This is a genomic window from Streptomyces odonnellii (assembly GCF_000981895.1).
GTDB classification, from domain to species: domain Bacteria; phylum Actinomycetota; class Actinomycetes; order Streptomycetales; family Streptomycetaceae; genus Streptomyces; species Streptomyces odonnellii.
Window position 1 is genome coordinate 1 of the sequence record NZ_LATD01000363.1, and the last position, 18,860, is coordinate 18,860.

17 protein-coding genes and 2 pseudogenes are annotated in these 18,860 nt (G+C 70.8%); 7 read left to right on the top strand and 12 right to left on the bottom strand.

Translation table 11 applies throughout. From position 1 onward, the window contains the following. The 6 genes and pseudogenes from WH07_RS40015 to WH07_RS29555 form a co-directional block, all read right to left on the bottom strand. A pseudogene (locus WH07_RS40015) lies at nt 1–1,807 on the bottom strand (hypothetical protein); the annotation flags it as partial. 345 nt (nt 1,808–2,152) lie between these two features. Then, nucleotides 2,153–3,373, bottom strand: a complete 1,221-nt coding sequence (gene cbiE, locus WH07_RS29535) for a precorrin-6y C5,15-methyltransferase (decarboxylating) subunit CbiE (protein WP_046506581.1) — start codon at nt 3,371–3,373, stop codon at nt 2,153–2,155. A 212-nt stretch (nt 3,374–3,585) separates the two neighbouring features. Further along, nucleotides 3,586–4,224 carry a GNAT family N-acetyltransferase gene (locus tag WH07_RS29540; RefSeq protein WP_046506657.1) on the bottom strand — a complete coding sequence of 213 codons (639 nt, stop codon included), beginning with the start codon at nt 4,222–4,224 and terminating at the stop codon, nt 3,586–3,588. A gap of 188 nt (nt 4,225–4,412) precedes the next feature. Further along, complete coding sequence (locus WH07_RS29545) at nt 4,413–5,279, bottom strand: MetQ/NlpA family ABC transporter substrate-binding protein (protein WP_046506583.1); 867 nt, start codon at nt 5,277–5,279, stop codon at nt 4,413–4,415. Between the two features lie 90 nt (nt 5,280–5,369). Further along, nucleotides 5,370–6,041 carry a methionine ABC transporter permease gene (locus tag WH07_RS29550; RefSeq protein ID WP_046506586.1) on the bottom strand — a complete coding sequence of 224 codons (672 nt, stop codon included), beginning with the start codon at nt 6,039–6,041 and terminating at the stop codon, nt 5,370–5,372. Continuing rightward, nucleotides 6,038–7,141, bottom strand: a complete 1,104-nt coding sequence (locus WH07_RS29555; RefSeq protein ID WP_046506590.1) for a methionine ABC transporter ATP-binding protein — start codon at nt 7,139–7,141, stop codon at nt 6,038–6,040. The genes WH07_RS29550 and WH07_RS29555 overlap by 4 nt, the downstream gene beginning before the upstream one ends. Nucleotides 7,142–7,686: 545 nt before the next feature. On the opposite strand from WH07_RS29555, the gene WH07_RS29560 reads away from it, so the two are divergent. Together WH07_RS29560 and WH07_RS29565 are read left to right on the top strand one after the other, a co-directional pair. Then, nucleotides 7,687–8,046, top strand: coding sequence for a hypothetical protein (locus WH07_RS29560; RefSeq protein ID WP_046506594.1), 360 nt, complete (start codon nt 7,687–7,689; stop codon nt 8,044–8,046). Nucleotides 8,047–8,048: 2 nt separating this feature from the next. Further along, a complete protein-coding gene (locus WH07_RS29565) occupies nt 8,049–8,504 on the top strand; it encodes a hypothetical protein (protein ID WP_046506596.1) in 456 nt (151 codons plus the stop codon). A gap of 28 nt (nt 8,505–8,532) precedes the next feature. Here WH07_RS29565 and WH07_RS29570 read toward each other — a convergent pair whose 3' ends face one another. The 3 genes from WH07_RS29570 to WH07_RS29580 all read right to left on the bottom strand — a co-directional run bounded on the left by WH07_RS29570 (nt 8,533) and on the right by WH07_RS29580 (nt 10,877). Beyond that, complete coding sequence (locus WH07_RS29570) at nt 8,533–9,036, bottom strand: GNAT family N-acetyltransferase (RefSeq protein WP_046506601.1); 504 nt, start codon at nt 9,034–9,036, stop codon at nt 8,533–8,535. A gap of 38 nt (nt 9,037–9,074) precedes the next feature. Continuing rightward, nucleotides 9,075–9,584, bottom strand: a complete 510-nt coding sequence (locus WH07_RS29575; protein WP_232789104.1) for a sigma-70 family RNA polymerase sigma factor — start codon at nt 9,582–9,584, stop codon at nt 9,075–9,077. 138 nt (nt 9,585–9,722) lie between these two features. After that, nucleotides 9,723–10,877 carry a glycerophosphodiester phosphodiesterase gene (locus WH07_RS29580; RefSeq protein WP_046506606.1) on the bottom strand — a complete coding sequence of 385 codons (1,155 nt, stop codon included), beginning with the start codon at nt 10,875–10,877 and terminating at the stop codon, nt 9,723–9,725. A gap of 163 nt (nt 10,878–11,040) precedes the next feature. Here WH07_RS29580 and WH07_RS29585 point away from each other — a divergent pair. Continuing rightward, nucleotides 11,041–11,774: pseudogene (locus WH07_RS29585) on the top strand (lysophospholipid acyltransferase family protein). Nucleotides 11,775–11,847: 73 nt separating this feature from the next. After that, entirely contained in the window at nt 11,848–12,363 is a 516-nt protein-coding gene (locus WH07_RS29590; protein WP_046506612.1) for an HAD domain-containing protein, read from the top strand. A 15-nt stretch (nt 12,364–12,378) separates the two neighbouring features. On the opposite strand, the gene argH is transcribed toward WH07_RS29590, so the two are convergent. The 3 genes from argH to WH07_RS29605 form a co-directional block, all read right to left on the bottom strand. Next, nucleotides 12,379–13,815 carry an argininosuccinate lyase gene (argH, locus tag WH07_RS29595; RefSeq protein WP_046506615.1) on the bottom strand — a complete coding sequence of 479 codons (1,437 nt, stop codon included), beginning with the start codon at nt 13,813–13,815 and terminating at the stop codon, nt 12,379–12,381. Between the two features lie 318 nt (nt 13,816–14,133). Then, a complete protein-coding gene (locus tag WH07_RS29600) occupies nt 14,134–15,327 on the bottom strand; it encodes an argininosuccinate synthase (RefSeq protein WP_046506619.1) in 1,194 nt (397 codons plus the stop codon). A gap of 106 nt (nt 15,328–15,433) precedes the next feature. Further along, the gene (locus tag WH07_RS29605) at nt 15,434–15,835 is read right to left on the bottom strand and encodes a DUF488 domain-containing protein (protein ID WP_079023665.1); all 402 of its coding nucleotides are present in this window, start codon (nt 15,833–15,835) and stop codon (nt 15,434–15,436) included. 83 nt (nt 15,836–15,918) lie between these two features. Here WH07_RS29605 and WH07_RS29610 point away from each other — a divergent pair, with 83 nt between their 5' ends. The 3 genes from WH07_RS29610 (at nt 15,919) to WH07_RS29620 (ending at nt 18,858) form a co-directional block, all read left to right on the top strand. Further along, nucleotides 15,919–16,500 carry a pyridoxamine 5'-phosphate oxidase family protein gene (locus WH07_RS29610; protein WP_046506625.1) on the top strand — a complete coding sequence of 194 codons (582 nt, stop codon included), beginning with the start codon at nt 15,919–15,921 and terminating at the stop codon, nt 16,498–16,500. Nucleotides 16,501–16,581: 81 nt separating this feature from the next. Beyond that, entirely contained in the window at nt 16,582–17,295 is a 714-nt protein-coding gene (locus WH07_RS29615) for a L,D-transpeptidase family protein (protein WP_046506627.1), read from the top strand. Between the two features lie 195 nt (nt 17,296–17,490). Then, complete coding sequence (locus WH07_RS29620) at nt 17,491–18,858, top strand: ferredoxin reductase family protein (RefSeq protein WP_046506659.1); 1,368 nt, start codon at nt 17,491–17,493, stop codon at nt 18,856–18,858. Nucleotides 18,859–18,860: the final 2 nt, after the last annotated feature.

Consider the following 18,860-nt stretch of genomic DNA (forward strand, 5'->3'; position numbering starts at 1 on the left):
GTACGGGGACGGGGGCAGCGGGGGCGGGCACCGGCTCGGGGTCCGGTACGGGCTCGGCTTCCGGCGCGGGCTCAACTTCCCGCACCGGTACGGGAATCGCCTCCTGCACCGGCTCGGGCAGCGGCGCCGGTACCGGCTCCGCCACCGGTTCCGGCGCGGTCTCGACCATGGCCACCGGCTCGTCGGGCGCGGGAGGTTCCACCACGGCCGTCAGCACCGGTTCCGGCCGGGGCTCGGGCTCGGCCACCACAGCGACGGCCTCGGCAGGCTGCGCTTCCGGTACAGATACGGGTTCGGGCACAGATACGGGTACGGGCTCCTGCTCCGGTACGGTCTGCGCCTCCGGGGCCGACGGCGCCTCCGCCACGGGCCCCGGCTCCGGGACAGCCTCGGCCCGGGGCGCGGTCTCGGCCTGCGGCGCGGGCTCCGCCTGGGCCATGGGCTCGGCCTGGGGCGCGGGCTCCGCCTGAACCACGGGCTCGGCCTGGGGCGCGAGCTCCGCCTGAACCACGGGCTCTGCCTGGACCGTGGATTCCGGCTCCGGGACCGGTTCCGGGACGACCGTTTCTGCGTGCGCCTCCGGTGTCACCTGAGGTTCCGAGGTCCACGGCACCCCGGCCTGCGGCGGGATCTCGCCGAGCTGCGGCCCCGGCAGAACGGCCGGTTCCGGTTCCTCGCGCGGGATGTCCAGATACTCGGGGCCCGTGGTGGGCGGCCCCTGGGTCTGGGCTCGTACACGGACGGACTGGGTCGGGGTGCCCGCAGGGCCGCGGTCGGCGAGCGAGCGCACCACGCCGCCCGTCGGGTCCGGCACGGGCGGACCCATGTGCAGCGGACGGCGCGGCGGGGTCTGAGGTGATACCGGGGGCGCGGTCGACACGGGCGGCGGAACCCGTACGCCGCTGAGGTCCACCGAACCGGAGTCGCGGCCACCGGCCTCATGCGCACCCGGCTGGTGCAGCTTCTGGCCACGGCCGAGAGAACCCTGCGTGGGGCCCTGCGGAGCCGCCTGCTCCGGTACGTTCGGCGCTTCCGGTGATTCCTGGGGCTCCGGCGCGCTCTGCTCCGGGCCCTGCGCCGCCGCTGCTTCCGCCTCCGCGGGCGGCCCGGCGGGCGCCTCCTGGGCCTGGACCGGCATCGCGAACTCGCCCGAGCCGTCGGCACCGGCGCCGGACCCGGCCACCGCGACCGGGCCCTGCGGCTCCCTCGCCATGAACTCGGCCTCAGCCTGCGCCTGGAGCTCCTGCTGCGCCGCGAACGCCTGCTGCGGCTCGGTCTGGACCTGGACCTGGAGCCGCGGATCCGTCACCGGGGCCTGCTGAACCGGCACCTGCGCCTGAACCTGCTGAGCCTGAGCCTGAGCACCCGCGTGCACCGAACCCTGGTCGGAGCCGGGCCCCGGACCCGGCACGTGAACCTGGGCCTGGGCCTGGGCCTGGGCCAACGGAGCGCCCACCGCCCCCTGCTGTTCTATGGGCGGCGCCTGCTGCTGCACCAGCACCTGCTCCGCCGCCCCGTACCCCTCCGGCACGCCATAGGTCTCGGGCACCGGGAACCCGTACCCCCCGGGCGCGGGCATGGCGTACCCGTCCGGCGCCGCGTAGACCGCGGGCGCCTCCGCCGGTACCACCTGAGGGTCCCCCCACCCCCCCTGCGCGCTCGGCATCAGCAGCAGGTCCTCGTCCTCGGTGACGGACTCGGAGGGGCCCAGGTAGGTGTACGCGCCGGGAGCGTGGACGCCCGGCTGCTCCACCATGCCCGAATCCTCCGGCAGCCCCTCGCCCAGGACCCGGCCGGTGTCAGTCATGCGTACCCCTCGCCCATTGGTTCTGCTCCTTCAGCCTTCACCCGGGGCGCCCGATCCGCGGCGCTTCCGGCGCCCGTCAAGCACAACGAGCGTGGGCGCCGCGCGGCACGAACGGCCCGCGTCCGGCCTGGGGTCTCCCGGCTTCGCGCGGTCCTTTCGCCGCCATGGCAGAAGGCCTGCCACGGCCCGTTGTGGACTGCGCCACGTCGCGCGTCCCCCCGGTTTCGCCGTACCACATCGGGGCCCAAAACGGGCCCCTTTTCCGGACATTGACGAACGAACCGACGAACGTCCGGCTGCGGTACAACGATCGGCCAGCCTACCGCGCGCGGCGCCCGAACAGGGTCAGGGGCCGGTCTCCGGACGCTGCCCGGAGACCAGGAAAACGACCGAGCGCTCCCGCTCCGACCATGCCCCGGTGTCGAGGTCGACGGACTGGAGCAGGGCGCACTCCACCTCGTATCCGCCCTCTGCCAGGGCCCTTCCGACGGCCTCGGCCTCGTCCCGGGTCGCCGCGTGGGTGACGATGCGCTCGGGTCTGCGGTCGGCGCAGGCGACGACCACATCGATACCGCCGCCACCGATCCGTACGACATCGGGTTCGGGCAGCCGCTCCAGGACCTGGGGCGCCCGGCCCTGGACGACCTGCATCTGAACTCCCGCGCGGCGGGCCGCCGCCGCGGTGCTGGCGCAGGCCCCCGGCTCGTCGTCGACGGCGATCACGGCCGCGCCGAAGCGGGCCGCCTCGGCGGCGAGCGCTCCGCTGCCGGAGCCGATGTCCCAGATCAGATCGCCGGTCCTGGCGCCGAGCCGGGCCAGTTGGGCGGCGCGCAGCCAGGTCGACTCGCCCTCGTCGAGGTCGATGCCGTACTCCGCGGTGGGCAGCGCCCAGCCGCGTTCGGCCGGCGGGTATCCGGGGTCGCGGCCGGCGATCCAGCCGCCGGTGGGGGCGACCGCGGTGCCGACCCCGCCGATGACGATCACCACATTGGGGTCGCGCCAGACATGGTCGGCGGCCTTGTCGGAGGTGAGGACGCTGACCTGTTCCCGCTCGGTGCCCAGTTCCTCGCAGATGACGAAGGTGCGGTGGACCCCTTCGAGGAGCAGGGCGAGTTCGGCGGGCCCGGCGCCCGGGGAGGTGAGGACGGCGACCTTGGTGTGCGCCCGGCAGACATTGACGGCGCGGCGGAGCGTACGGCGCTGGGCGACGACCACCTGGGCGTCGTCCCAGGCCATGCCGGCCCGCGCGAAGGCCCCGGCCACGGCGGAGACCGCGGGGACGACCTCGACCTCCAGGCCGTGTTCGGGGGCGCGGAGCGTGCGTACGACACCGAAGAAGCCCGGGTCCCCGTCGGCGAGGACCACGGCGCTGCCGCGGTGCCCGGCGATCCGGCGGGCCGCCAGGTCTATCGAGCCGAGCCGGATGCGCTCGGCGTCGGGCGGCACCTCGGGTAGCGCGAGATGGTGGGCGGCCCCGGCCACCAGTGTGGCGGCCGAGAGGGCGGACCTGGCAGCAGCGGTGAGGGGCGAGCCGTCCCAGCCGATCACCGTGACGCGGTCGGCCATCGTCGTCAGTCTCCCGGAGGTCGTCGTGGTCGCCTGTGCCGCCCGTGGTCGGGTGTGGTCGAGCGGTGGCGGAGCACAAGGAAGCGGCAGGGCACAGAGGAGCACGGCGAGACTACCTGACCAGGCGTGGAGGCCGCCGGGCGGTGGGGGTACGGCCGGGGCCGCCGGTCCGGGCCCGCGCGCCCGGGTGCGGCGCGTGCGGCGGGCGGCCGTCAGTTCCAGTCGGTGAAGGACGCGTAGCCGCTCGCTTCCGCCATCTGCTCGGCCACGCCTTCGAGGTCCTCGGGCAGCAGACTCCAGACGATCAGGTCGGTACGGATATCGGTCCAGCCGCCGTCCTCGGTCTGGGTACGCGCTATCCACGCGTGGCGCAGAACGCCCTCGCTGATGCAGCCGATCTTCTGCGCGACTTGCTGGGAGGCGGTGTTGTCGGCGGCCGTCCGTACTTCGATCCGCTCGAACTTCTGGTCGCGGAAGAGCCACTGCGCGACCGCCAGCGCCGATTCCGTGGCGTATCCCTCACCGCGTGCCCAGGGGGCGGTCACATAGGCCATCTCGGTGGAGAGCGCGTGCCAGTTGGTTCTGCGCAGCCGTACGATCCCGACGAGCCGCTGAGTGAGGAACTCGGTGACGGCGAAGGCGATTCCATGGCCTGCGAGACGTTCCGCGGGGGCGATCCTGTCGACCCACCGTACGGCGTCCTCGCGCGTATACGGATGGGGTACGGGCGTCCATGCCGTGACCAGCTCGTCGTTCATCATTTCGATGTGCGCCGGGATGTCCGCCGGCTCGAAGGGGCGCAGCACCAACCGCTCCGTGCTGATGGAAACGTCCGGAAACGTGGTAGTCATGCGCAGCTCCATGCCTCAGTCCGTCGTAAATGCACAGCATGCAGCATCGGATGGGGATGCGCATGGCCGGGTCGCCAGGAATGCGCGGGCCCCGGGTACGGAGACGTACGCGGGGCCCGCACCGGCGGACGCGGAGACAAGAACGTTACTGCTCCGGCCACTTGGGCGGCACACTGACCACCCGTTGCCTACTGGACGGCGCCGAAGGAGGCGACGATGGAGCCGTCGAAGGTGTCCTCGATGTACTTCTTGACCTCGGGCGAGTTGAGGAGTGTCGCGAGCTTCAGCACGCGCGGGTCCTTCTCGTTGCCCCGCTTGACGGCGAGGAAGTTGGCGTACGGGTTGCCTTCGGACTTCTCCAGGGCGAGCGAGTCCTGAGCGGGCTTCAGCTCGGCTTCGAGGGCGTAGTTGCCGTTGATCACGGCGGCGTCCACATCATTGAGGGCGCGGGGCAGTGTGGCGGCCTCCAGCTCCTTGAATGCGATGCCCTTCGCATCCTCGATGTCGGAGAGATTGGCGTCGATTCCGGCGCCGTCCTTGAGAGTGATCACACCGTTGTCGGCGAGCAGCTTGAGCGCGCGGCCCTCATTGGTGGTGTCATTCGGAATGGCGATGCTCTGGCCGGACTTGATGCCCTTGAGATCGTCGATCTTCTTGGAGTAGAGACCGAGCGGTTCCAGCTCGACATTGACGACGGGCACGATGTCGGTGCCGTTCTTCTTGTTGAAGTCGTCGAGATACGGCTTGTGCTGGAAGAAGTTGGCGTCGACCTCGCCGCTCTGGGTCGCGGTGTTCGGCAGGACGTAGTCGGTGAACTCCTTGACCTCCAGCTTGAGTCCCGCCTTCGCCGCCAGATTGTCCTTGACGAAGTTCAGGATGTCGGCGTGCGGTGTGGGGGACGCGGCGACAAGCAGGGGCGCGGAGGCGTCGGCCGAGGCGCCTGCCCCCGCCTTGTCCGAGGAGTCGGGGTCGGAGGAGGTGCCGCAGGCGCTGAGGCCCAGGGCGAGGGCGGCGGTCGCGGCGACGGCCGCGCTGAATCTGACGGTGGTACGCACGAAGAGTGCCTCTTTCCACTGATGCGGGTGACGGAGCCCGGACAAGAAGTGCGGGCTGTGAGGGGTGAAGATCAGAGGTGCGGGCGCGGGCTAGGAGGCGGTGCGGCCGCGGCGTGCCAGCAGGCGCACGACACCGTCGCCGAGGAGCTGGACCGCTGTGACGATCAGGATCAGGACGACGACCGTGGCGAGCATGAAGCCGTTCTCGAAGCGCTGGAATCCGTAGGTGACGGCCTTGGAGCCCAGCCCCTCGCCGCCCACGGCCCCGGCCATGGCCGAGTAGCCGATGAGCGCGATGACGGTGGTGGTGACCCCGGCGACCAGGGAGGGCAGGGCCTGCGGCAGCAGCACCTTGCGGACGATGGTCGGCACGGAACCGCCCATGGCCTGGACCGCCTCGACCAGACCGTGGTCGACCTCCCGGATCGCGGTCTCGACGAGGCGCGCGAAGAAGGGGATGGCGCCGACCGCGAGCGGGACGATCATCGCGGTGGGACCGATGAACGTGCCGACGACAAAGGTGGTGAACGGGATCAGCGCGATCAGCAGGATGATGAACGGCAATGAGCGGCCGATGTTCACGATCACCCCGACCACCTTGTTCACCGGGGCGTTCTGCAGTAGCCCGTCCTTGTCGGTGAGGACCAGCAGGATGCCGAGGGGCAGTCCGCCGAGGACGGTGACGAGCGTGGACCACAGCACCATGTAGAGGGTGTCGACGGTTCCCTGGGCCAGCAGGGGCTGCATCTCGGACCAGGTCACTTGGCGTCTTCCTTCACCAGCGCGGGCGTCTCGCCCTGTGCGGACTCGTTCGCCACGGGCTTCCGGGCGGGTTCGTTCTCCGGCGTCGGGTCGTCCACGACTTCGGCCTGGAGGCCCTGCTCCCGCAGGAATCCGACCGGGACGACGTTCTCCTCGTAACCGCCGGGCAGTTCGATCCGCATGCGGCCGATCTGCCGCCCGGCGACGGTGTCCATCGCCGCGCCCAGGATCGTGATGTCGATGTTGTACGTACGGGAGAGCTGGGAGATCACCGGGCGGGTCGCGGCCTCGCCGTGGAACGTGACATCGATGACCGTACGGCCGGGGCCGGACGGGGCTCCGCCCACCGGGAACAGCTCCCGCGCGAGCTGCGAGCCGGGGGTGGCGAGGAGTTCGCCGACCGTGCCCGACTCGACGATCCGTCCCTTCTCCATCAGGGCGGCCGAGTCGCAGATCGTCTTGACGACCTCCATCTCGTGTGTGATCAGCAGAACGGTCAGCCCGAGCTGCCGGTTGAGATCGCGGAGAAGCTGGAGGATCGAGCGGGTGGTCTCGGGGTCGAGCGCGCTGGTCGCCTCGTCGGACAGCAGCACCTTGGGGTCGCCGGCCAGCGCGCGGGCGATACCGACCCGCTGCTTCTGACCGCCGGAGAGCTGGGCGGGGTACGACGAGGCCTTGTCGGCGAGCCCGACCAGATCGAGCAGTTCCAGGGCGCGGCGGGCGCGGTCGCGGCCGGAGACACCGAGGATCTCCAGGGGCAGTCCGACATTGTCCTGGACGGTGCGTGAGGACAGCAGGTTGAAGTGCTGGAAGACCATGCCGATCGAACTGCGGGCCCGCCGCAGCTCCTTGCCGGCCCGCCGGCCGCGCCCGGCGAGCGCGGTGAGGTCCTGGCCTGCGACGGTCACCCGGCCCGCGGTGGGGCGTTCCAGGAGATTGACGCAGCGGATGAGCGACGACTTGCCCGCGCCGCTCTGTCCGACGACACCGAAGACCTCGCCCTCACGGACGTGCAGGTCCACGCTGTCGAGCGCGGTGATGTCGCGGCCTCGTGACGCGGCTGACCGATAGATCTTGGTCAGACCCGTAGTAGTGATCACAGGGGTATCCATCACTGTCGAGTGCACGGCGCGGTGGCGGCCGGGCACGGGGCGTTCGTCATTCAGACGTGCTGGGGCGTGTCTTGTGGATCGGGCTGGGTCAGGGAGCGGGGTCTGGTGCCGTGGATCGCAAGGCGGAGGAGGGAGCCCACGCGGAGCGTCGGCGTCCGACGACAACGCCGCGAGACGCGGTGCCAGGGCACGCGAGCCCAGCAAGATCCACAAGACACGCCCCAGGGCCGACGCCGATGGCTTCATGGCGTACGGATGCGGTACGGCGCGGCAGGGCGACGCCGATACCGGGCGCAAGGCTCAGGCGGGGACCCTCAGTGGGCGCACATTCGACACAGACAACGAGCACCGGGCGTCAGGGTCGCCTCGGTCGCGGGGGCGCGGTAGCTCGTCGTGGTCATGCCGCAAGTAAAGCAGACATCAAGAGACTTCCAGCAGCCCGTCCGGATATCGGACAATCCTGTCTCACGTCGGTGCCGGTGGGCGCGGGGCCGGGGGCAGGGTGCCTTTTGCGCCGTAATACGCTCGGACCCATGCTTGTCGCCCTGACGGTCGCGGTCTCCGTGGCCGCGCTCGCCCTGGCCGCCTGGTGCGGTTTCGCCGCCCTGCGCGACCAGCCCACCAAGGACTGGCACTTCATCGGCATGGCGGTGGTGTCCGCGCTGGCGCTGGTCCAGTTGGTGATCGGGATCACTCAGCTCGCGCGCGGTGAGAAGCCCGACCAGGGTTCGGTGATCTTTGTCTCGTATCTGATCGGCGCGCTGCTCGCGGTGCCGATGGCCGGTTTTCTGTCGCTGGCCGAGCGGACCCGCTGGGGTTCGACGACGGTGGCCGCGGGCGCGGTCGTCCTGGCCGTGCTGGAAGTACGGCTCCACGACATCTGGGGAGGCTGACCATGGACGAGACCGCCACCGGTACGAAAACGGAACCGACGGGCGGGGAGGCCGGAGACGGCGGCACCCGTGCGGGCCGGCTCGTCCGCGGCCCCGGTCTGCTGCTGGTCTGGCTGTACGGCGTGATGTCGGTCGGCGCGGTCTCCCGGTCGGTGTACCAGATCGCGACCGAGTTCGAACACGCGCCGCTGGCGTACGCGCTCTCCGCCGTGGCGGCCCTGGTCTACGCGTTCATCACCTACACGCTCGTACGCGGCGGGGAGACGGCGCGGAAGGCGGCCCTGCTGTGCTGCGCCGCCGAGCTCGTGGGGGTGCTGACCGTCGGGACCTGGACACTGGCCGAGCCCTCGGCCTTCCCGGACGCCACGGTCTGGTCGGACTACGGCATGGGTTATCTCTTCATCCCGGTGCTGTTGCCGGTCACCGGGATCCTGTGGCTGCGGAAGGCCCGGCGCTGAGCGTCCGGTCCGGGCCTTCCCTCCACGTTCAGGCGCTGGCCGCGTACGCGTCCAGACCGGCCGGCTTCTCCAAGGTGACCAGCTTCAGCCGCGGGCCTATCTCCTCCGCCGACACGGCCGCGTAACCACGGCTGCGGTAGAGCCGGAGATTGCCCTCGCTGCGGTGGCCGGTGAAGAGCTGGAAGCGCTTGGCCTCCGACTCGGCCGCGAAGTGCGCCTCTATGGCGTCGAGCAGCCGGCCGCCGAGACCGTGGTGGCGCAGCCGGGGATGGACGATGAGCTTGGCGATCCGGGCGGTGCCGGCCGCGTCGACGCTTCCCCGTACGGAAGCGACCACTTCGTCACCGAGGCGCGCGACCAGGCAGTGGCCGCGGCCGATCTCCGCCTTGAGGTCGTCGAGCGTCTGGGTGAGGGGCTCGATGGTGTAGTCGCCGTACAGCTCGGCTTCTTGCTGGTAGCACAGGTACTGGAGCTTCAGGATGTGTTCCGCGTCCTGCGCGCTCGCCGCTGCCGTGGTCACGCTCATGCCCATGTGTGCATGCCTCCCGCTCACCTGATCCCGCCGGTTGTCTACCGCTCCTTTCCCCGCGGTTCAGGAGCAACAACCTCCGCCGCCAGTAATCTGCGCAGGCATTCAAGGCATTTCGCCCGCAAAGGGCCCAAGCTGCCCTGTGACATACCCAACTCGCCCGCGATTTCGCGGTAGGTGGGGTCGGCGGGAGAGAGCAGCGCGGCCAGCAGTCGGGGGCAGCGGCCGGGGGTACGGGGGACGGCCGCGCGGAGCAGCAGCCTCCGGTGGTTGTGCAGCGCGGCCCGCTCGGGGTCGGACTCGGGCCCCGCGGCGGGCTCTTCGCGGTACGGGTGCCGGCCGGCGGCGGCGCTGCGGGCGCGGTGCGCCTCGTCCCGTACGGCATTCCGTACCCACCGCCCGGGATCGGCCGGCGGGCCCTCGGCGCCGAGCCGCTCCAACAGGCGTACCCAGACGTCCTGTTCGAGATCGCGCGCCTCGACTCCGGTCTCCGGCACCTCGGCCGCCGCCTCGGCGCTCACAAGCGGCCCCAGCGCGCGGAGGAGCGGCATATGCGTTGTATGCGTCATGTCCCCCGGGACGCCGGTGTGACGGAGGGCGGTTGCTCCCCGGCCGGGCGGTCACCCGACCGGGGAAAGCCCCCGTCAGCCCTGCCGGACCTGCCGGACCTGCCGGACCTGTCAGCCGCGTCAGCGGCCGAGGAAGTCCGCCCGGGCCAGCAGACCCGTGTCCGGGTTGTCGGTGAAGATGCCGTCGATGCCCGTGGCGAAGTACGCCCGGAAGGCGCCGAAGGCGTCACCGTACGCGTTCGGGTCCGTGCCCCGGCGGAAGTCGGCCGGCAGGAAGGAGTTCTCGTTGCGCATCGTGTACGGGTGGAGGATCAGGCCCTGCGCGTGGGCGTCCCGTACCAGCGTGGTGGGCGTGGTGAGCTTTCCCGAGGCGTCCTTCGGGATGATCAGGTCGAGCGTCGGGCCGATGCCCTGCGCGTAGGACGCGATCCACTTCAGGCCCGCGGGCTTGATCAGGTCGTCGGTCGTGCGCGGGTCGCCCGTCGCCTGGAAGTCCCACGGGCGGGTGCCGGCGCCGGAGAGCAGCACGACACCGGGCGAGTCGACCAGCTTGGCCAGCCGCTGGATGCTGGTCGGCTCGAAGGACTGGAGGAAGATCGCGGAGTCCCTGCGGTCGCGGCCGTAGCGGCGGAGCAGCTTCGCGAGGCGCTCCTCCAGACCCAGGCCGATACCGCGGAAGTAGGTGGGGTGCTTGGTCTCCGTGTAGAGCCAGACCCGGCGGCCGAGGCGGCGGCCCTGCTCGTCCGCCCAGCGCAGCACCTCTTCGAAGGTGGGGATCTCCCAGCGGCCGTTGTAGAGCGTGCTGTGCTGGCGCGTGCCCGGGATGCGCTCGGTGGCGCGCAGGGTCTTCAGCTCGGCGAGCGTGAAGTCCTCGGTGAACCAGCCCGTGATGCTGACGCCGTCGACCGACTTGGTGGTCTTGCGGCTCGCGAACTCCGGGTGGGCCGCGACATCGGTGGTGCCGGTGATGTCGTTCTCGTGACGGCAGACCAGATGGCCGTCCTTGGTGGGCACCAGGTCCTGCTCGATCACATGCGCGCCGAGGTCCAGGGCGTGCTGGTACGAGCCGAGGGTGTGCTCGGGACGGTAGCCGCTGGCCCCGCGGTGGCCGACGATCGTGAGGGTCGGCAGCTCCGGGCGGGAGGAGCCGTGGCCGCCCCGGCCGCGCTCGGTGGCCTGCGCCGTGGCGGGCAGCGCCATGGCGGCGGCCGAGCCGAGCACCGCCGCTCCCAGTACGGTCCGCCGGCCGGGCGTGTTCCGCGCACCCTGTGTCATGAACGCTCCTTGATGTGATGTTTTGCACCTGTCAAGCGAGCCCGAGCGTAGGCGGCGGCGCCTGCCACGGGGGAGACCTCGGACGAACGTGGCGCAAACACATGTCAACAGCGCGTATCCAGCCAGTGAACCCGATGTGCGAACCCCAGGAGCCGCGAGTAACGTGCTCACCTGCGGAGATGTTCACTCTCCGTCCCTCGCCGTTCCCCGACTCCGGAGGACCCGTTGTCCCGCTTCGCGCTCATCAAGGCAGCGCTCGGACCGATCATGCGCCTGATGTTCCGCACCCGTGTGGAGGGCGCCGAGAACATTCCGGGGAGCGGGCCGGTGATCCTCGCCGGCAACCATCTCACCTTCATCGACTCGATGATCCTGCCGCTGGTCTGCGACCGTCAGGTCTTCTTCATCGGCAAGGACGAGTACGTCACGGGCAAGGGGCTCAAGGGCCGGGCGATGGCCTGGTTCTTCACCGGTGTGGGCATGATCCCGGTGGACCGGGACGGCGGGCGCGGCGGGGTCGCGGCGCTGATGACGGGCCGCCGGGTGCTGGAGCAGGGCCGGATCTTCGGTATCTACCCGGAGGGCACCCGCTCCCCCGACGGCCGCCTCTACCGCGGTCGTACGGGCATCGCGCGGCTGACGCTGATGACGGGCGCGCCGGTGGTGCCGTTCGCCATGATCGGTACGGACAAGCTCCAGCCGAACGGTACGGGCATGCCGCGCACCGGCAAGGTGACCGTGCGCTTCGGCAAGCCGATGGAGTTCTCCCGCTACGAGGGCATGGACCGGGACCGTTATGTGCTGCGGGCCGTGACGGACTCGGTGATGGCCGAGGTCATGGAGCTGTCGGGCCAGGAGTACGTGGACATGTACGCCACGAAGGCGAAGGCCGCCTGACCGCGCCGCCCGGATGCCGACCCGCCCGGGGCCAGGGCGGGTCGGGAGCGCGGCACCGGGAAGGACCATCCGTATGAAGCCGCTGCTGCTGATCGATGTCGACGGTCCGCTCAATCCGTACGGGGCGCTGGCCGACCCCGAGGCGCCCTACGGCTATGCCAGGCATCTGATGCGGCCCTCGCTCTGGACGCGGACACGCCCGGAGGCACTGCCGGTGCTTCTCAACCCGGACCACGGCGCGGAGCTGCGGGCACTCAGCGGGCTGTACGAACTGGTGTGGGCGACGACCTGGGAGGACGACGCCAACGAGTGGATAGGCCCGGTCCTGGGGCTGCCCGAGCTGCCGTACATCGCATGGCCGGAAACACATGGCTGGGCCCCTCGCGGGACCCTGTGGAAGACGCAGTACGTCCTGGAGTACGCGAAGGGGCGGCCGTTCGCGTGGGTCGACGACGAGATCACCTCGTACGACCGGGAGTGGGTGGACCAACAGCACCTCGCCGCCGCCCTGTTGCTCTATGTCGATCCCCGCACCGGACTGACCCGGCCGGACTTCGACACACTTGACGAGTGGGCGGCGGCGCTGTAACGGGCTGCCGGGGGGCTAGCGCTTGGCGGTCCTGGCGTCCGCCCATGCGTGCTGTATCACCAGATCGGCCTTGACCTCGGAGAGCTGGACGGCCACCGCCGAAGGCGCCGTACCGCCCCTGCCGTCACGGGACGCCAGCGCGCCCTGCACATTGAGCACCGACCGGACGTCGGGAGTGAGGTGCGGGGAGATCTTCGCGAACTGCTCGTCCGTCAGCCCGTCCAGCTCGATGCCCAGCGCCTCGCACTCCTTGACGCACTCTCCCGCGACCTCGTGCGCCACCCGGAACGGCACACCCTGCCGTACCAGCCACTCGGCGATGTCCGTGGCGAGCGAGAAACCGGCCGGGGCCAGCTCCTCCATACGCTCCCGGTTGACGGTCAGCGTCGCCATCATCCCGGTGAACGCGGGCAGCAGGACCTCCAACTGGTCGCAGGAGTCAAAGACCGGCTCCTTGTCCTCCTGGAGGTCGCGGTTGTAGGCGAGCGGCAGGGCCTTCAGGGTGGCGAGCAGCCCGGTGAGATTGCCGATCAGCCGGCCCGACTTGCCGCGCGCCAGCTCCGCGATGTCCGGGTTCTTCTTCTGCGGCATGATCGACGAGCCGGTGGAGAAGGCGTCGTGGAGGGTCACGAAGGAGAACTCCTTCGTGTTCCACAGGATGACCTCCTCGGCGATCCGGGACAGATTGACGCCGATCATCGCGGTGATGAAGGCGAACTCGGCGGCGAAGTCGCGTGAGGCCGTGCCGTCGATGGAGTTGCCGGAGGAGCCGCGCTCGAAGCCGAGGTCGGCGGCGACCGCCTCCGGGTCGAGTCCGAGCGAGGACCCGGCCAGGGCGCCGGAGCCGTACGGGGAGACCGCCGTGCGCTTGTCCCACTGCCGCAGCCGCTCCGCGTCCCGGGACAGCGCCTGCGTGTGCGCCAGCACATGGTGGGCGAAGAGGACGGGCTGGGCGTGCTGGAGATGCGTACGGCCCGGCATCGCGACCCGCGGATGCGCCTCCGCCAGCCCCACCAGCGCGTCCTGGAGCTCGGCGAGCAGCCCGCCGATGATCCGGGCGTGGTCGCGGAGGTACATCCGGAAGAGGGTCGCCACCTGGTCGTTGCGGGACCGTCCGGCGCGCAGCTTGCCGCCGAGGTCGGGGCCGAGGCGCTCCAGCAGCCCGCGCTCCAGGGCGGTGTGGACGTCCTCGTCGGCGATGGTGCCGGTGAACGAGCCGTCGGCGACATCCGCTTCGAGCCGGTCGAGCCCGGCCAGCATCCGGGTCAGCTCGTCGTCGGTGAGCAGTCCGGCCTTGTGCAGGACGCGGGCGTGGGCACGGGACCCGGCGATGTCGTAGGGCGCGAGCCGCCAGTCGAAGTGGACCGACGCGGAGAGCTTGGCCAGGGCCTCGGCGGGGCCGTCGGCGAACCGGCCGCCCCAGAGCCGGACGTCACCGTTGTTGCTGCTCACTGCTGCTTGCTCCTTGATGGGTCGGAAGGAGAGGGGTCGTAAAGAAAGACCGCCTCCCCGCTTCGGAGGAACGGGGAGGCGGACCGGCCGCTGTGCGCCTGCCGGCGCCTGTTCCGGGCCGGGGAGCGCTAGGGCGTGTCTTCAAAGTCCCGTCTGCCCGGCGACGCCTGGCACGCACGCTCGCCGCGTTGTCGGGATCATCCAAGTACGTCCAGTACGAGGATGACCCTCCGCCTTGCGATCGCACGCACCAGACGCCGCCGGGCCCGCCCTTCGGGCGGACGACGCTACTTTGAAGACACGCCCTAGGGCTCCGGCTCAGGCGAGGTCGCGCTTGGAGGCGATCTTCGAGGAGAGGCCGAAGATCTCGATGAAGCCCTGGGCCTTGGACTGGTCGAAGGTGTCGCCCGAGTCGTAGGTGGCGAGGTTGAAGTCGTAGAGCGACTCCTCCGACCGGCGTCCGGTGACGACGGCACGGCCGCCGTGCAGGGTCATCCGGATGTCACCGGTGACATGCTCGTTCGCCTCGTTGATGAAGCCGTCGAGGGCGCGCTTGAGCGGCGAGAACCACAGGCCGTCGTAGACCAGCTCGCCCCAGCGCTGCTCGACCTGCCGCTTGTAGCGGGCCAGCTCACGCTCGACGGTGACGTTCTCCAGCTCCTGGTGGGCGGTGATCAGCGCGATCGCGCCGGGAGCCTCGTACACCTCACGGGACTTGATGCCCACGAGCCGGTCCTCGACGATGTCGATCCGGCCGATGCCCTGGGCTCCGGCCCGCTCGTTGAGCTGCTGGATCGCCTGGAGGACGGTGACGGGCTTGCCGTCGATGGCGACCGGGACGCCCTGGGCGAAGGAGATGGTGACCTCGTCGGCCTCGCGGGGGACGGCCGGGTTCTGGGTGTACTCGTAGATGTCCTCGATCGGCGCGTTCCAGATGTCCTCCAGGAAGCCCGTCTCGACGGCCCGCCCGAAGACGTTCTGGTCGATGGAGTACGGCGACTTCTTGGTGGTCGCGATCGGGAGGTCCTTCTCCTCGCAGAAGGCGATCGCCTTGTCCCGGGTCATCGCGTAGTCACGGACCGGGGCGATGCACTTGAGATCGGGGCCGAGCGCGGAGATACCGGCCTCGAACCGCACCTGGTCGTTGCCCTTGCCGGTGCAGCCGTGGGCGACGGTGCCGGCGCCGTGCTTCTTGGCCGCGGCGACGAGGTGCTTGACGATCGTCGGCCGGGAGAGGGCGGAGACCAGCGGGTAGCGGTCCATGTAGAGGGCGTTGGCCTTGACCGCCGGGAGGCAGTACTCCTCGGCGAACTCGTCCTTGGCGTCCGCGACCTCGGCCTCGACGGCACCGCAGGCGAGCGCGCGCTTGCGGATCACGTCCAGGTCCTCGCCGCCCTGGCCGACGTCCACGGCGACGGCGATGACCTCGGCGCCCGTCTCCTCGGCGATCCATCCGATGGCGACGGAGGTGTCCAGGCCGCCCGAGTAGGCGAGTACGACGCGCTCGGTCACGGGTATCTCCTTACGGTGCATTCACTGATGGGTATAACTATGCGATGCACCGTATGGTTTTGTCAACGCGGTCCCCCCGGGCCCCGGTGGTGCGCTCCCGGCGGCCTCAGCGGTGCCCCTCCCCGCGCACCTCCGCCGCCAGCAGCGGTGCGTGCGAGTAGCGCAGGTCCTTGGTGGCCGTGAGCAGGGTTACGGTGTGCCCGGCGGCCAGCTCGCGCAGCCGGGCGAGCGCCTCCGTGTGGTCCGGTGCCGCCAGCTCCTGCCCGTACCGTCCGGCGAACTCCTCGAACCGGCCGGGGTCGTGCCCGTACCACGCGCGCAGCTCCCCCGAGGGCGCGGCGTCCTTGAGCCACTCGTCGACCGCGGCGGCCTCCTTCGCCAGCCCGCGCGGCCAGAGCCGGTCGACCAGGACCCGGGTGCCGTCCTCCGGCTCCGGCGCCTCGTACACACGGCGCACCCGTACCTCGTGCCACTGTCTTCTCGCCGTCTTCTTCGTTGTCCTCGTCATGGCTCCATCGTCGGACCGACGCGGCCGTCCCACGACCCGAAACCCCTTCGCCGGCCGCGGCCGGGCGCGGATAATGCGGAATCATGGGAAAGCGCTACGAACGGATCGACGGCCGGATACGCACCTTCATCGAGGAACAGCCCGTCTTCTTCACCGCCACCGCACCCCTGGCGGACGACGGCCATGTCAATCTCTCGCCCAAGGGGCGGGCCGGGACCCTCGTCGTGATCGACGAGATGACGCTGGCCTATCTCGACTTCGGCGGCAGCGGCGCCGAGACCATCGCCCATCTCCGGGAGAACGGGCGCATCACACTGATGTGGTGCGCGTTCGCCGGACCGCCCAAAGTGCTGCGGGTGCACGGCCGCGGGGAGCCGGTTTTCCGTGACGATCCGCGCTGGGCCGAGTACATCCCGTACTTCAAGGACGCGGACGGGCCCTCCGCCCGCGCGATCATCGTGATCCGGGCGCTGCGCATCGGGGACGCCTGCGGCTTCGCGGTGCCCTTCATGGACTACCGGGAGGAGCGGACCCAGCACGCCGAGCACTTCGGACGCAAGACGGACGAGGAGTTCGCCGCGTACTGCGAGAAGAAGGACCATGTCGGGGTGAGCCTGGACGGGCTGCCGGCGCTGCCACTGCCACTGCCCGCGCGTACGGACTGAGTACGGTACGACGCGTGGCAGGCGGCCGGACGGAGTAAGCCCGGGAGGCCGCGCCCGGCCGCCCGGCATACGGTCCGGAGCATGCGCCCCGTTCTGCTGTTCGCCGCCGCCCTGCTCACCGCCGTCACCGCCGCACCCGCCGCCCCGGCCTCCGCCGCCGGCGTCCCGCTCCCCGAACGGATGGCGGACACCGGCGGCGGCAGCCAGCTCATCACCGCCCAGGCCCCCCGTACCGGAGCGACCAGGGGCCGGGTGACCTGGTGGGACCGGCGCGGCGGACGGTGGGTGAAGGCCGGATCCGCCGCCGCGCGCTTCGGCTCGGGCGGACTGGTCGACGGCGGCAGACGCACACAGGGCACCTCGACCACTCCGACGGGGGTGTACGACCTGCCGTACGCGTTCGGGACCGCTCCGGCGCCCGCGGGGACGAGGACCGGCTACCGCAGGATCACGCCTGCCTCCTGGTGGTGCCAGGACACGGCCTCGCGCTCGTACAACCGCTGGGTGGAGGGACTGCCCAGGGACTGCCGTGCGGGCAGTTCCGAGCGGCTGGCCGACTACCGGACGCAGTACGGCCATGGCCTGGTCATCGGCTACAACTACGACCGGCCGGTGCGCGGCCGCGGCGCCGGGATCTTCCTCCACGTCAACGGGAAGGGCGCGACGGAGGGTTGTGTGTCCGTGCCGCGCCGGGCGATGGGCCGCATCCTGGCCTGGGCGGATCCGCGCCGGGCACCGCACATCGCGATCGGCACGCCGTCGGGACGGACGGCCATCACCGCCGTGACCGGCTGAGCCACTGAACTGCCGAGGCCCGGAACCGCCTTGGTCCTGACACGCCTTGGAGCGTCTGCCAATCCGGTCGGCCGGGCCGATCCGGAAGAGGCCTCGGGCCGAACTCGTCGTTTCCTCATGCCACTTCGTTGAACCTGCCGTCGCTCATTTCCGTATCGGCGGTCACGGAGGAATGTGAGGAGCACTCCTGTGACGATGTTGCACAACGGGCGGGCCGCCAGACGGCAGACCATGCGTGCGATACGCCCGCGCCGGTCGGGCGCGCTGCCGCTGCTGGTGCTGTGGTGGGCGGGCACGGCGGCCGTGGCGGCGCTGTGGTGGCAGAACACCCCGGTCGTCCATGTCGACCTGACCGAGTGGCTGCTCGGCGCGGGCCGGCTCACCGGGCTGCTGGGCGGCTACACGATCGCGGTCGTCGTGCTGCTGATGGCACGGGTCCCCGCGCTGGAGCGGCGGGCGGGGTCCGACCGGGTGACGCGCTGGCACGCGACGGGCGGGCGGTACGGGGTCGGCCTGGTGATCGCCCATGTCCCGCTGACCGTCGCGGGATACGCGGCCAGGGCGGACTCAGGACTGACTGCGCAGGCCGTCACGATGGTGACCACCTTTCCCCGGATGATGGAGGCGACCGCCGGGACCGTACTGCTCCTGGTGATCGGCTCTGTCTCGGCGGGCGCGGTGCGGCGCCGGATGCGGTACGAGACCTGGTACTACCTCCATCTGCTGACCTATGCCGCGGTCTATCTGAGCTTCTGGCACCAACTCGCCACCGGTGCCGAGTTCGTGGGCAATGCGACGGCGCGTACCGCGTGGTACGTGCTGTACGGCACGGCCGGCGCCCTGCTCCTCTGGTACCGGGTCCTGGCTCCGGTCCGGCTCAACCGGCGCCACCGGATGCGCGTCGAGCGGGTGGTGCCCGAGGCGCCCGGGGTGGTCTCCGTACTGATCACCGGGCAGCGGCTGCACCGGCTCGGCGCGCAGCCCGGCCAGTTCTTCCGCTGGCGGTTCCTGACCGACGGGCTGCGCTGGAGCTCCAATCCGTACTCCCTGTCGGCCCCGCCGCGGCCGGATCTGCTGCGGATCACCGTGAAGGCGAACGGTGAGCACAGCGAGGCCCTGGCCGGTCTCGAACCGGGCACCCGGGTCTGGGCCGAGGGCCCGTACGGGGCGATGACGGCGGCGCGGCGCAGCAGGGAGAAGGTGCTGATGATCGCGGGCGGCGCGGGGATCACTCCGATGCGGGCGCTGTTCGAGACGCTGCCCGGCGGGCCCGGCGATCTGACCCTGCTCTACCGGGCGAGCAAGACCGAGGATCTGGCGCTCTGGAAGGAACTGCGCGCGATCGCGTCGGCGCGGGGGGCGAGACTGCTGTACGCGGTCAACGGTCCTGACGGGGTACGGCCGGAGATCACCCCGCAGCGGCTGCGGGAGCTGCTGCCGGACATCGACGAGCACGATGTCTTTCTGTGCGGGCCCGCAGGACTGGCGCAGCAGTCGTACGAAGCACTGCGCGAGGCGGGCGTGCCGACCCGTCGTATCCATCACGAGTCGTTCGAAATGTGAGG

Excerpts from the sequence above, each read along its gene's own strand:
- cbiE (WP_046506581.1), bottom strand. The coding sequence starts at position 3,373 with ATGGCCGACCGCGTCACGGTGATCGGCTGGGACGGCTCGCCCCTCACC.
- WH07_RS29540 (WP_046506657.1), bottom strand. The coding sequence starts at position 4,224 with ATGACTACCACGTTTCCGGACGTTTCCATCAGCACGGAGCGGTTGGTG.
- WH07_RS29560 (WP_046506594.1), top strand. The coding sequence starts at position 7,687 with ATGCTTGTCGCCCTGACGGTCGCGGTCTCCGTGGCCGCGCTCGCCCTG.
- WH07_RS29565 (WP_046506596.1), top strand. The coding sequence starts at position 8,049 with ATGGACGAGACCGCCACCGGTACGAAAACGGAACCGACGGGCGGGGAG.
- WH07_RS29570 (WP_046506601.1), bottom strand. The coding sequence starts at position 9,036 with ATGGGCATGAGCGTGACCACGGCAGCGGCGAGCGCGCAGGACGCGGAA.
- WH07_RS29575 (WP_232789104.1), bottom strand. The coding sequence starts at position 9,584 with ATGCCGCTCCTCCGCGCGCTGGGGCCGCTTGTGAGCGCCGAGGCGGCG.
- WH07_RS29580 (WP_046506606.1), bottom strand. The coding sequence starts at position 10,877 with ATGACACAGGGTGCGCGGAACACGCCCGGCCGGCGGACCGTACTGGGA.
- WH07_RS29590 (WP_046506612.1), top strand. The coding sequence starts at position 11,848 with ATGAAGCCGCTGCTGCTGATCGATGTCGACGGTCCGCTCAATCCGTAC.
- WH07_RS29605 (WP_079023665.1), bottom strand. The coding sequence starts at position 15,835 with ATGACGAGGACAACGAAGAAGACGGCGAGAAGACAGTGGCACGAGGTA.
- WH07_RS29610 (WP_046506625.1), top strand. The coding sequence starts at position 15,919 with ATGGGAAAGCGCTACGAACGGATCGACGGCCGGATACGCACCTTCATC.
- WH07_RS29615 (WP_046506627.1), top strand. The coding sequence starts at position 16,582 with ATGCGCCCCGTTCTGCTGTTCGCCGCCGCCCTGCTCACCGCCGTCACC.
- WH07_RS29620 (WP_046506659.1), top strand. The coding sequence starts at position 17,491 with ATGTTGCACAACGGGCGGGCCGCCAGACGGCAGACCATGCGTGCGATA.